Annotated in this window: 16 protein-coding genes; 6 read left to right on the forward strand and 10 right to left on the reverse strand. The window is 41.7% G+C overall.

Translation table 11 applies throughout. The features are described 5' to 3' along the window. Positions 1-47: 47 nt before the first annotated feature. The 7 genes from AC623_RS17265 to AC623_RS17300 form a co-directional block, all read right to left on the reverse strand. Positions 48-1220, reverse strand: coding sequence for a hypothetical protein (locus tag AC623_RS17265; protein ID WP_049664824.1), 1173 nt, complete (start codon positions 1218-1220; stop codon positions 48-50). A 464-nt stretch (positions 1221-1684) separates the two neighbouring features. Next, entirely contained in the window at positions 1685-2245 is a 561-nt protein-coding gene (hpf, locus tag AC623_RS17275; protein WP_049664829.1) for a ribosome hibernation-promoting factor, HPF/YfiA family, read from the reverse strand. A gap of 273 nt (positions 2246-2518) precedes the next feature. Continuing rightward, on the reverse strand, positions 2519-2863 hold the full coding sequence (locus tag AC623_RS17280; protein ID WP_049664831.1) for a flagellar protein FliT: 345 nt from the start codon (positions 2861-2863) through the stop codon (positions 2519-2521). After that, a complete protein-coding gene (fliS, locus tag AC623_RS17285) occupies positions 2863-3267 on the reverse strand; it encodes a flagellar export chaperone FliS (protein WP_049664832.1) in 405 nt (134 codons plus the stop codon). Before fliS ends, AC623_RS17280 begins: the two co-directional genes overlap by 1 nt. A 93-nt stretch (positions 3268-3360) precedes the next feature. Further along, positions 3361-3711 carry a flagellar protein FlaG gene (flaG, locus tag AC623_RS17290; protein ID WP_082174464.1) on the reverse strand — a complete coding sequence of 117 codons (351 nt, stop codon included), beginning with the start codon at positions 3709-3711 and terminating at the stop codon, positions 3361-3363. Between the two features lie 150 nt (positions 3712-3861). Beyond that, positions 3862-4494, reverse strand: coding sequence for an NUDIX hydrolase (locus AC623_RS17295; protein WP_049664834.1), 633 nt, complete (start codon positions 4492-4494; stop codon positions 3862-3864). A gap of 4 nt (positions 4495-4498) precedes the next feature. Further along, positions 4499-4699: a YwbE family protein gene (locus AC623_RS17300; protein ID WP_049664835.1), complete on the reverse strand. Its 201-nt coding sequence runs from the start codon at positions 4697-4699 to the stop codon at positions 4499-4501. Positions 4700-4873: 174 nt separating this feature from the next. On the opposite strand from AC623_RS17300, the gene AC623_RS17305 reads away from it, so the two are divergent. Together AC623_RS17305 and AC623_RS17310 are read left to right on the forward strand one after the other, a co-directional pair. Beyond that, the gene (locus AC623_RS17305; RefSeq protein ID WP_049664837.1) at positions 4874-5422 is read left to right on the forward strand and encodes a glutathione peroxidase; all 549 of its coding nucleotides are present in this window, start codon (positions 4874-4876) and stop codon (positions 5420-5422) included. 20 nt (positions 5423-5442) lie between these two features. Then, on the forward strand, positions 5443-5919 hold the full coding sequence (locus tag AC623_RS17310) for a thioesterase family protein (RefSeq protein ID WP_049664838.1): 477 nt from the start codon (positions 5443-5445) through the stop codon (positions 5917-5919). 74 nt (positions 5920-5993) lie between these two features. On the opposite strand, the gene AC623_RS17315 is transcribed toward AC623_RS17310, so the two are convergent. From AC623_RS17315 to AC623_RS17325, 3 genes are all read right to left on the reverse strand, one after another. Beyond that, positions 5994-7487, reverse strand: a complete 1494-nt coding sequence (locus tag AC623_RS17315) for an APC family permease (RefSeq protein ID WP_082174465.1) — start codon at positions 7485-7487, stop codon at positions 5994-5996. Between the two features lie 447 nt (positions 7488-7934). Then, complete coding sequence (locus AC623_RS17320; protein WP_049664839.1) at positions 7935-8489, reverse strand: hypothetical protein; 555 nt, start codon at positions 8487-8489, stop codon at positions 7935-7937. A 160-nt stretch (positions 8490-8649) separates the two neighbouring features. Beyond that, the gene (locus tag AC623_RS17325; protein WP_049664841.1) at positions 8650-10110 is read right to left on the reverse strand and encodes an aldehyde dehydrogenase family protein; all 1461 of its coding nucleotides are present in this window, start codon (positions 10108-10110) and stop codon (positions 8650-8652) included. Positions 10111-10566: 456 nt separating this feature from the next. On the opposite strand from AC623_RS17325, the gene AC623_RS17330 reads away from it, so the two are divergent. The 4 genes from AC623_RS17330 (at position 10567) to AC623_RS17345 (ending at position 12478) form a co-directional block, all read left to right on the forward strand. Continuing rightward, positions 10567-10887 carry a YbjQ family protein gene (locus AC623_RS17330; RefSeq protein ID WP_049664842.1) on the forward strand — a complete coding sequence of 107 codons (321 nt, stop codon included), beginning with the start codon at positions 10567-10569 and terminating at the stop codon, positions 10885-10887. Positions 10888-10892: 5 nt separating this feature from the next. After that, on the forward strand, positions 10893-11123 hold the full coding sequence (locus AC623_RS17335) for a hypothetical protein (protein ID WP_049664845.1): 231 nt from the start codon (positions 10893-10895) through the stop codon (positions 11121-11123). Between the two features lie 225 nt (positions 11124-11348). Next, positions 11349-11939, forward strand: coding sequence for a chromate transporter (locus AC623_RS17340; protein WP_269429925.1), 591 nt, complete (start codon positions 11349-11351; stop codon positions 11937-11939). Continuing rightward, positions 11936-12478: a chromate transporter gene (locus AC623_RS17345; protein WP_049664847.1), complete on the forward strand. Its 543-nt coding sequence runs from the start codon at positions 11936-11938 to the stop codon at positions 12476-12478. The genes AC623_RS17340 and AC623_RS17345 overlap by 4 nt, the downstream gene beginning before the upstream one ends. Positions 12479-12567: the final 89 nt, after the last annotated feature.

Genomic DNA, 12567 nt, shown 5'->3' on the forward strand with positions numbered 1-12567 from the left:
ATCAACAGCTTGCAGGCTCCCTGCTACGGGAGCCTGCCTTTTGCTTTTTATAATGCTGATTCAGGTAATGCTTGAGAATTGATCTGCTCTTGAAGTTCATCTAAACGACTTTCTAACTGATCTAATCTATCAGTAATGCCTTGAACAGATGCCACATCCTCTACCGCTGGCGCTTCAGGAGTCTCAACTACCGGTGTTCCTGTAGTATCTTCTGCTGCAGGTGTTTCTGTATCACCTTCATCTGGTGTTGGCGCTGGTGTTTCTACATCACCCTCATCTGGTGTTGGCGCTGGTGTTTCTACATCACCTTCATCTGGTGTTGGCGCTGGTGTTTCTACATCGCCTTCATCTGGTGTTGGCACTGGTGTTTCTGTGTCGCCTTCGTCAGGTGTTGGCGCTGGTGTTTCTACATCACCTTCATCTGGTGTTGGCGCTGGTGTTTCTACATCACCTTCATCTGGTGTTGGCGCCGGTGTTTCTACATCACCTTCGTCTGGTGTTGGTGCTGGCGCTTCTACGTCACCTTCGTCTGGTGTTGGCGCTGGTGCTTCTACATCACCCTCATCTGGTGTTGGCGCTGGTGTTTCTACGTCACCTTCATCTGGTGTTGGCGCTGGCGCTTCTACGTCACCTTCGTCTGGTGTTGGCGCCGGTGTTTCTACATCACCTTCATCTGGTGTTGGCGCTGGCGCTTCTACGTCACCTTCGTCTGGTGTTGGCGCTGGTGTTTCTCCAGCTACTGTTTCAATTAACGTATTCACTTGAACTAATAGAATTTCAACCTTTTGTTCACGCTTCTGAACCTCTCCATCAGCTGCGCCTTTTAGCGACAAAGTGTCTAATCGATGGTTGACAGCATTCAAACGGTTTTCTAAACTCGTTAATTTCCCTGCATATTCTTCGCCTTTTTCTGTTTCTTCAACGGTAGGTGCCTCTTGTTGTTTTTCTTCGGCCGCTGATGTTTCAATATTTAGGGAATCGACCTCCTGCTTATAACCATCCAGCTTCTCTTCTATCTTCACAAGTTGCTTGTCAATTGATTTAAGCTGATTCACTTGTCCTTTTACTTTTCCCATATTGATCTTTTTTGCCCACTCTTGCTTTTCGGACGGATGAACATCATCCTGTTGTGCAGCATGTCCATATACCGGAGCGGAAAAAATTGTTCCCGCTGCTAGAGTCATTGCCAGTACGGATGATACCTTTTTCTTTTTTGTCATTCACTTACTCCTCCTTCAACATAGTTAAGCAAAGATCAACGGCCAACACGAAAGTTAATCTGCAGCTGTGTCTGGCACAGTCTTTACGCTACCCATGATAGCGGCAGATTCAACTTGAAACCAAGGCCTAATATGAAAAAGGGAGAGCTTCACTGATCAAATACCATTTTTAACCTTTTTTCTCTTTATTTTGTATATTTTAAGGGAAAATTTTCTTGAATCTTACGCTTACTTCCCTTCTTTCTTTTTTCGAGTTATTCCGCCTTACCTGTTGTTTTGATAAGGTTCTTTCACTATCAACAAGATAATCGTTATGGATTTTCTTTTTCAAGGAAGCAAGCCTGTCCATCCTACTACTTTTCCAATAAAAACAGTCGTTTTGATGGAGTTTATTTTCTAGAAAATTGTTTTCATCTGTCAAAAAAACCCCCACTGCCAATCAGCAGTAGGGGTTTTGATCTTTCTTAATTTGTCTCAATTAAACCGTATTTTCCATCTTTTCGTTTATAAACGATATTAGTACCGTTGCTTTCTGCGTCTGTATAGATAAAGAAGTTATGTCCAAGGAGATTCATCTGCAATACAGCTTCTTCAGAATCCATTGGCTTCAAATCAAATTGCTTTGTGCGAACAATCGCCAACTCATCTGTATCTTCTTCCGTTTGTGTTGACGCTGTTTCACTTTGAGCGATAGCAAAATAATCTTGCGGTTCACCTTTTTCACGGAACTTACGATTTACCTTTGTTTTATGTTTGCGAATTTGACGCTCTAATTTATCAACGATTAAGTCGATAGCTGCGTACATATCTTCATTTCGTTCTTCAGCTCGAAGCACAAGGTTTTTCATTGGAATTGTAACTTCGACTTTTGAATTTTTATCAGAATATACTTTCAGGTTTACGTGAACAATGGCATTTGGAGACTCGATAAAATAACGCTCCAATTTGCTAATCTTTTTCTCAACATATTCCCGAATTGCTGGAGTTACTTCAATGTTCTCACCACGGATGCTGTAGTCTAACATGCTGACTCCTCCTTTACAAATAACTATGTGTATATACTTCTCCTTTCCCTCGGAAACTCCTGCTTAACCTAGTAAAAATGTTTGTCGAAATTGTAAGAAAGAGTGCCTATTTCGTCACTTGGTTTTTTGCTCATGATCTAAGCAGAAGAGATCAGGACGACACATACTTATTGAGGAAGTATACGCTGGCTGCACGGAAATAATGTGGGAGATTTAAAGTTTGCCCTTTAAATCATAAAAAAGCAAACCAGCTAAAAGCGGGTTCGCCCTAAGTCAATTCTTTCTGTCATAAAAAACACCGTCCATCTGCATAGACGCATACGGATTTACATACTTATCCACGGAATCCTTCTTTTTCGTTAAGCTTTGCATATCTTTTTGAATCGTCGCCTTTAATTTCTTTAGCTCCATATCAATCACTGCGTTACGCTTGATGATTTCCTGTCCAAGCTTCTGCTCTTCTTCCGTAAAAGGCGCTTTCACATCCGCAAGAAGAGTTTCTCTTTGTTCAAGAAGGGTTTCAATCGCTGTTATCATCTGATCCCGATCGGCTGACTGGCGGTGCAAAAGCTGGAAGAGCTTGTCTGTTACGTCAAAGCAAGCTTTTACCGCAGACATTATGCTTGGCCACCCGCACCGGCATGCTGGAGCTGGCGATTTTTTTGGATGACTTCTTTCCATGTATCGCGAAATTCTGTCACGAATCCTTCTACTTCTTCTAAAATCGCTGTGTCATTTTTAATATTTGCTTCAATCAAACGACGGTTTAAATAATCATAAAGAGACAGTAAGTTTTCTGATACATCCATGTCCATGTTCAAAGTGACCATGAGTTCTTGAATAATCGCTTGTGCTTTTTGAATGCTTGTATTTTTTGCTTGAATATCTTGATCGGCAATCGCTTGTTTTGCCTGATGGATAAATTTTAAGCAGCCATTATAAAGCATTAGGGTTAATTCGCCAGGAGAAGCTGTTGTTACGGCGTTATTTGAATATGTTTGATAAGGGTTTTTCATTGCCATGAAAAAAAACACTCCTTTAATAATCGAAAATAATAACAATTGAAGATAGATCCTGTGGGGCGCTAGCTAGAGTGCTAAACCGCCCACATGAAATTAAATTTTTTTATCTACTAAAATTCCCAAGTAATCCGTCATGGCTGCGTACATGTCAAGAAGCTTTTTTGACGGAATTTCTCTGATGACTTCTTGTGTTTCGTCATCGATCATCGTGACGTAATATTCTTCCAATTCATCATGAAATTCAAACTTCAAATGAGTGTTTGACGGTTTTAAAAAATCATTCATTCCTTGCACGATTTTTTCCATTTTTGCTTTTTCCGGCTTACGCACAGCTGTTTCAGTTGTTTCTTCCTGCTTTGGTTCCTGCAAGTTAACTTCTGTCGGTTTTTGCACCGCATTTACCGGTATTACTAAATGTTTTTGATTCCCTAATTTATCTATCACTCATTACCGCCCCTTCCGGCTTGGTTTTGCTATTAGTTATATCGGAAGAAGCGAGGCAAAGTTAATAAAAAGAAAAGAATCTTATTGAATGGTTTTGTGAAAAATTTGAAAAAGCAGGAATAGTTGCTCTCCCTGCGTTAAAGTCCATCGTCATTGCCATTGACCAATATACTTATGTATAGAAGAAGCTACATTTTTGAAGTAGGCTTCCTCATGGGGGACAAAGTCTGATTTGCTGATCATCCGCCTAAATGGGATTTGTTCGTTATCTTGATTAATCAAAAAACCTTCCCCTAAAATGGTACGCTCTTTCCCTTCGCAGAATTTTAAAAAGGCAGATAAGTCTACAGAAACAATACCGGCTACCTCTTCTCTCTGTAAGGAATATTCTTCAATAGGCCGCATGCTTTCATATAAAAAAACGTGGCACCATTCGTTATCTAAAAAACCCGCTATGTGCAGGCGATCCGGAATGATACCAAGCAAAATCAGCTCGTTAAAAGCAACGTCCAGCCCTAATTCTTCTTGAACTTCACGCACGCCATCCTGCACCGTCTCATGTGCAAGCAAATGGCCTGCTGCTGTAATATCCAACAGGCTAGGGAAATCCTTTTTCGTTTCACTGCGAACTTGTAAATGAAGGTCGTAACCGTTCTCTTTCTTACTGATGACCCAACAATGGAACGTTTCATGCCAATAACCTTTTTTATGTACTTCATTTCTTGAAGCAATGCCTATTTCATTCCGCTTCTCATCTATTACTTTAATCATTTCTATCGTCATGTTTTCACTCTCCAGGGTGGATATGCTGCACGCGCCCGACTTGGCCATCTTCAAGTCTTACCTTTATCCCGTGCGGATGTGAGGTGGAGTTTGTCAAAATGTCCTTTACAATGCCGGTCGTTCTTTTTCCTGTTCTCTGGTCCTGTTTTAATACAATATCGACTTTTAATCCTGGCTGAATGTCTTTACGGTTCTTTCCGTTCATAAGTTAAAACCCCTTTCGCTTAATGGTTCTATGCCTTACTATAAACGACCAATCCGTTTCTTCCTAATGAAATGGCAGCTCTTCCTTTACCAAGACACTCATATGCTACTTTTTGACTAGAAAGGAATATTATTATATAATAATTATTATAAACTAAGCTTAAAGGAGTTAAAAATGAATATACACGACTTCACGGCAAAGCAAAAAGATGGCAATGTAATCGATTTAAAAGACTATAAGGGCAAGGTTTTGCTTATTGTTAATACAGCTAGCAAGTGTACCTTCACTCCGCAGTTTGAAGATTTGCAAAAATTGTATGTACAATATAGAGAAGCTGGCTTGGAAATTCTCGGTTTTCCATGCAATCAGTTTGGTGGCCAAGAACCCGGCAGTAACGAAGAAGCGGCTGAATTTTGCCAGTTAAATTATGGCGTTGCCTTTCCCATTTTCTCAAAGATCGAGGTAAACGGAGAAAACGCTGATCCATTGTTTCAGTATTTGAGAGAGGCTGCCCCATTTCGAGGCTTTGATGATTCAAACATAAATGAAAAACTCTTAAAAATGATGATCGCAGATCGAAATCCCGAATGGCTGGTTGGAGACTCTATCAAATGGAACTTCACTAAATTTCTCATTGATTCTAACGGCACTGTAATTAAGCGCTTCGAACCTTCAGATGGCTTCTCGTCTATCCAACAACATGTTGAGGGTTTGCTAATTTAATAGAAGAAAGGGGACAGCTTATGCATAAAAACTGGATTATCCTCAAAGATCACGTACGCGATGAATGGCTCGATTATAATGGCCATATGAACGATGCCGAGTATGCACGTGTATTCAGCTGGGCAGGATTTAACTGGATGGAGGACGTCGGCTTTAATGACGACTTTCGCAAACGGCATGACTACACTATTTTCACACTAGAAAGCCACATTTGTTATTTAGCAGAAATGAAACCGCGGGAAGCACTTGAGGTATCTCTTCATATACTAGATTATGATGAAAAGCGCGTTCATTTTTTCTTTGAATTATTTGGTGAAAATGGAAAACGTGCAGCCACATGCGAGCAAATGCTAATGGGCATTGATCAAAAACAACGGCGTCCTTCTCCCTTTCCAAATGAACTTTTTGAAAAAATTTCGTCCTTAGCTAAAGAGCAGGCAGACCTTCCGAGACCAAAAGAAGCCGGACATGTGATTGGCATCCGCCGAAAAAAATAACCTAAAAGCGCTCCAAAGAAAAAACCAATTTCCGTCCCCCACCTGAATGGATGAACGGAAATTGGTTCTTTTAATTAAGGTGCGATCTTTTCGTCTGTCCCCGTTGGTCCTTGATGATTAAATCCATCGGCCAAATGGCTATGTTCCCCAAGAATATAATAATCGAGTGTCTTTTTTGGAATTTGCTTATAGGATTTTCCGCGCACCATGTAGAACACAACACCGATAGCGAGCCATATGATTAGCGCAATCCAGGACGGTACACCCATAAATGCTGGCGAGCCTGGCACAGCAAGCAACACAACGAAGCAAAGGCTGCTAATGACCCCCAGCAAGCTGCAAAACTTCTTCCCTGGCGAAACAGCCCCTTCCATGACCGATTCATCTCCCGACCATTTGAAGAACTTGTAAGCTGCAAAACAAGTATAAAAATAAGCAACGGCTACGCCGATAGAAGCCATATCCACAATCCATAATAGTACTTGGCGGCCAAACCATGGAGCTGCTAAACAGATGACCATCGTAAAAATGATGCCGGCATAAGGTGTTCTATATGTTGAATGAAGTCTTCCGAATACATCAGGTAATATCTTCGCGCGGGCCATCGCAAACAACAAACGGCTCGCCGATACATAAAACCCATTCAGGCCTGTAAAAATCCCCATACAAATAGCAATAGCCAAAACGATTAAACCGACGTTACCAAACGCACCGGCAACAATATCTCCTGTTCCCCAAATCGATTGCTTAGCGACAAGTTCTTGCCATGGCATTCCCACAGCAGTAAAAAGAATATTTGTTACGTAAATTATCGTAGCAAAAATAAGGGCCCATACGATGAGAGAAAACGCTTTCTTGGCAGGGAAGTCAAACTCCTCCGCCGACTGTGGCACGTTATCAAAACCAACGAAAGCAAAAGGCGCAATCGCAACAATCGTTAAAATAGCCGACATCGCTGGGATTTCCGGGTTAAACACTGGCTGTAAATGAGAGAAAGATGAGTCAGGGTGAGTAAACATGCCGAGCGCTAAAGCGGCTACTCCTAATACAAGTATGACACAAAAGATGAACTGCAGACGTCCTGAGAAAGACGCCCCACGAATGTTCAGCCAGGCAAACACACACAAGGCGATCGTGGCGATCAACACTTCTGTGAAGTAGACGTCCCAGCCAGCAATACTGTACATCTGCCCTTTCATTGCTAATTTTGGAATCGTAAATTTAAACAAAAGGGCCATAGCCGATGCGTTTAAAGCGACGATACTCATATAACCGAGCACTAAAAACCAGCCACAGATGTAAGCGTGCGTCCTTCCAAATCCGAGATACGCATAGGCAAACTCCCCTCCTGAAACCGGAAAGTGCCTAATTAAAAACCCATAGCTAACCGCAATTATAATCATTAGCAGCCCGCCGATTCCAAACCCGATCGCTGCCCCAAGCGGCCCCGGTTTCGCCATCCAGTCTGCTGGAAGGACAAAGCTCCCCCATCCGATTGCCGAACCTAAGGCAATCGCCCAGACCCAATGCGGCTTCAACGTCTTGTCCAGCTGTGTTCTTTCTTCCATGTAAATAACCCCCTTGATTTATAAGTAATTAAGCTCATGAAGGGAGGTTAGTCTGAAAGAAGCCGTCACCGTCCCTAAGAGCATAATCCCCAACAATACTGACAAATAATTTAAATATTCTGACAACATTCTACATACTTAGTCTAGGATCGGCACTGCTGCATTTGTTTGTAGAGAAGAAGGAGTACGAGGTAATGTGGAGTTCACGTTTTTTCTTATCCCTACTATATTATAAATTTGTCCAGCTAACGATTCAACATCTCGATAGGTGTTATGAAATACTTCGATAAGTGATCCTGCACGGCCATTAGTAATTGACAGTCTATCTCTTTTATATGTGAAAGGACAGAAAAAAACACCTCCCATGTTAGTACTTAATTTAGTGTACTACCCTCGAAGGTGTTTTTATGCTCTTTCGTTATGTTCTTGGATCATTTGCTATCGCGGTTAAACCTTTTTATTTTCAAGATCCTTTAAAGCTTCTATACCTGAATATAAGAGTGACTCTTCGCTAAAAGGTAACTTTTTTTCCGTGCAAAATTTTATAAATTCTTGATAACCGCTGAAAATGCCCTCTAACAATTTGCTAGCGGGAACAACAGATGACTGTATTACTTCTTGATCCTCATTCATAGCGAGCTTGTTTATTTCAAAGAAATAACCATTCTCTTTTTTTACTAAATAAAGCTTATCGGGATTATCTAATAATTCAATATGGTATTTTTCCTCCCTACCATCGTCCATGACAATATTTAAGAAGTCAGCCCAAGTTTCCAGCAATTCATCCGTCCACTCTTCTTCAGTTAAGAGCTCCTTATGATCATACCTCACTTTTACATATCCGGGCAGATACTGACCCTCCTCATAGTTCAATAATTTCTGTGCTGCTAGTTCGGCAGCAGGATGAGCAATGGGAAGAAATCTGTCTTTTTCATCAGTTAAAAACCCCCATTCCGGAATAAAATTAGAAACATGCGTTACGATCTCCATTTTTTTATTCATCTTGACCCTCTCCCTTTATCCGACTAGAGCGCTCTCCATCCTTTAATCTATATTTAACACTATTTCTCCTATTTTGAACATGAACACTCTGTTCTCTCAAAAAACGGCGCCCCAACGGCTAAACACACGTCTAACCATTAGGGCGCAGTTCAGTTTTTTATTAAAACGGAAATTTTCGATACTCTGTTTGCAGTGAGACCCATTTGGTAACGGTAAACTCTTCGATCACCCATGGGTAGCCAAAGCGGCCCATTCCACTCTGTTTGTTGCCGCCGAATGGCACGACGGGGCTGTCATTCACTGTCTGATCATTAATATGTGTCATACCGCTATCAATTTGAAGAGCGAGCTTCTCCCCTCTGTCTAAGTCAGTCGTAAAGATTGCTGAGCTTAAGCCGTATTGTGTGTCGTTAGCCATTTGAAGGGCTTCTTCGTCTGTTTCTGCTCTAATAAGAGAGGCGATGGGTGCGAATAGTTCCGTTTGGGCAAGCTCACTCGAATTATCCACTTCGGAGAAGACGTACGGTGTTAGCACATTGCCTTCCGCCTTTCCTTCTAGCGCAACATTAATACCTTCTTGCTTTGCCTTTTCAATTATTTGCACTGCTTTATTTAACTGGTTTTTATTCATTAATGGGCCAATAACAGTTTTCGGATCGCTCGGATCACCTGCCGGTAGTTCTTTTACCCGTTCTATAAACTTTTGCTTAAACTCTTCATATAGATCTTTATGAATAATAAGGCGGTTAATAATCATACAGATTTGCCCTTGATGGATGAACTTTCCGAAGATAGCTGCATCTACAGCACGATCTACGTCGGCATCTGAAAGCACGATAAATGGATTGTTGCCGCCCAGTTCAAGAGCTACACGTTTAAAGTTTTCTCCAGCAATCCGTCCGATTAACTTCCCAACTGGAGTAGAACCAGTAAAACTGATTAAACGAGGAATCGGATTTTCAAGCATTTCATTCCCAATTTCTTCAAGGTCCGTTAAAATCATATTAAAGACCCCTTTTGGCAAACCTGCTTCTTCAAAAGCTTTCGCCAAAATTACACCGCCCGTAAGCCCAGTCTGCAAGTCCGGCTTATGGACAACGGCATTCCCAAGAGCGATCGCTGGTGCTACTGTTCGCATCGATAAATTCATCGGAAAATTAAATGGAGAAATAGAGGAGACCACGCCAAGCGGCAAACGATGAACATGGTTCACCTTTCCCTCAATGGGATCTTCAATTTTTTTAACTTCATAGAGCTCACCTGTATATTTCGCCGCTTGCTCAAGGAGGCCAATCGTTAACCCAAGCTCTACTTCTGCTTTTACAGCTGTTCCGCCGGTTTCCCGAGATATGGTTTTTTGTACGTCCTTTTTGTTTTCTTTTAAATAGTTGGCCGCTCTCGTTAAGATGTCCCGCCGCTTTTCAGCAGAAGTCCTGGCCCACTCTTTTTGTGCCCGCTTTGCTGTTTCAAACGCTTCCTTTAATTGCTCTTTTGTGGCAAGCTTCACAGTGGCAATAACAGATTCATCGTATGGATTAAGAATATCTCCAGTTCGTTCACTTTTTCCTTCCGTCCACTCACCGTTTAAAAAACTTTTGTTATAGTGTTCAAATGTTGGCATTTCATTCACCCCTAGCTGTTTTTCAAATGTTATAAAAGTTAACTCTTTTGTGTTTTACCTTGATTAAAAGATTTAAACATGTTCATATGTCCACTATGGATTAAATGTTTTTTTTAATAGCCTTATACCCTCTTTATACACTTCTGCCAAAAAACATCCAAAATACCCATTGAAATTGAAAGCGTTTTCTTTTATACTATTATTAGGTTGGACAGCAACAGTGGCTGTCATGGTATTTGGCGCAGGCGGGGCCGATATCGCATATATATGAATAAAAAATCATCGTTTGTATTTAAAATACAAATGATGCTCACAACTTCATCCACTTCTAAAAAGCGTTAAAGAAAGTTTTTAACGCTTTTTTTCATGCTCTATTCATTCAACCGACATAGCAGACATATAAGAAACAAGGTACAATAAAAAAGAAGTTCATTTATTTACAAGGGGTGGAAAAATATGTTGATCGTGACAACTGAGAAAATTGCCGGTTATAAAATTACTGAAGTAAAGGGCCCAGTGTTTGGCCTAACCGTTAGAGCACGCGGAATCGGAAAAGATATTGTAGCTTCATTCAAAGGACTGGTTGGCGGGGAAATTAACCAGTATACAGAGATGCTAGAGGATGCACGGAAGCAAGCAATGGACCGTATGGTAAAGAACGCTAATGCCATGGGCGCTAATGCGATTATTATGATGCGCTTTGATTCCGGCGAAATCGGCCAGAATATGAGTGAGATCGTTGCTTATGGAACCGCTGTTGTCGCGGAACAGGAATAAAGCAAATGATAGAATGGATTGTCGGCTTTTATGGCTTGCAGCTGATTGCCCTTATCATCTTAGTAATCGGCTCCTGGTTCATTTGGGACCGCCGCTTCAAAACAAAACACGGTGAAAAAGTACCAGAGGGCTTCATCCGCACAAAAGAAATCTCGATTGACCCAACAACAAAAAAGAAACTCGTCGTTTACATGCATCCTGATACAGGAGAACGATTCTATAAAGAAGAAGACTAACCGAAAAGACTCCAGGCTTCCCCTGGGGTCTTTTAAGTATCTATTCATTCATCAGCTTATTTAAGTGAGTCACTCACTTATTGGAAATTTTTTATTCAATAAAATACATAAAAAGTATTTCCCCATAGGTAGCCTTCTCAACTATTTGTTAAGATAACTGTAATCACTCTATCTAAATAAAGAGAAAAGGACGAATCATTTTTAAGAAGACAGGAGGACAATCATGTGAGTTGGAAAGCGTATATTGATATTGCAGCAGCCATGGCCCGAACGGGAATTTTAGGATACGGAGGAGGCCCGTCCGTCATTCCGCTTTTCCGGCATGAAGCTGTTACGCGCTATAAGTGGATCAGTGATGAAGAGTTCGGTGAAATTTTAGCCTTTGCTAATGCATTGCCCGGACCGATTGCCACCAAAATGGCCGCCCAGCTCGGCTATCGCCAAAAAGGAACGATCGGCGCTTGTATCGCCGTGATCGCTCATATCTTCCCTACTACCGTTGGAATCGTTGCCCTTCTAGGGATACTCTATACCTTAAAGGAATCCCCTATCATTTCAGGCATGATTGCAGCGGTCCGTCCTGTGATTGCTGTTTTACTTGGCATGATGGCTTACGAGTTTTGTGCAAAAACGTGGAAAGGATTAGGAAAAGTCATCGGTCTTATTTCTGGCCTAGTTGCTTTTCTGCTGCTTGGCATCATTCATATTCATCCAGCTATTACAATCGCGCTGTTTTTAGCTTATGGTACCGTTCATTTTAAGTTTTCAAGCTGGGCCAAGCGTAAGACCGGCCAAGATCGTGAGGGGTCACTATGATTTTTGTACAGTTATTTTTAGCATTTTTTATCGCAAACTTGCTCGGTTACGGTGGAGGGCCAGCCTCTATCCCTCTTATGCAGCAGGAGGTAGTCGATCATTACGGCTGGATGACCAATGAACAATTTGTTGATATGCTTGCGGTCGCCAATGCTTTGCCTGGACCCATTGCAACGAAGATCGCGGCCTTTGCCGGTTATCAGCAGGCTGGCTGGCTTGGACTAATCGTAGCTACTTTAGCGACTGTCGCTCCTTCTGCCATTGCGATCGTCGTTCTTCTTAAAGTCTTGAACCGTTTTAAGCACTCTCCTGTGGTAAAAGGAATGACCCTTCTCGTTCAGCCGGTGATCGCGATCATGATGATCATGCTGACGTGGGAATTCAGCCACGTCTCCTTTGATTCCATCGGCTACTGGCAATCCCTTCTGATCGCCGCCGTTGCCTTGCTGGCGATAACCAAGTGGAAAGTACACCCGGCCATCGTCATCGTAGCAGCCTTTGTTTACGGCGGGTTAGTACTGCCGCATTTTACAGCATAATTATAGAAGAAAGCTCCTTATATACAGATCTCCAGGGGGCTTTCCTCTTATTTGTTTTGTGCTCCTATGCTCCATAAACAGGGAAATAT

Origin of the sequence: Bacillus sp. FJAT-27231, from assembly GCF_001183975.1 — a bacterium.
Classification (GTDB): Bacteria; Bacillota; Bacilli; order Bacillales; family Domibacillaceae; genus Pseudobacillus; species Pseudobacillus wudalianchiensis.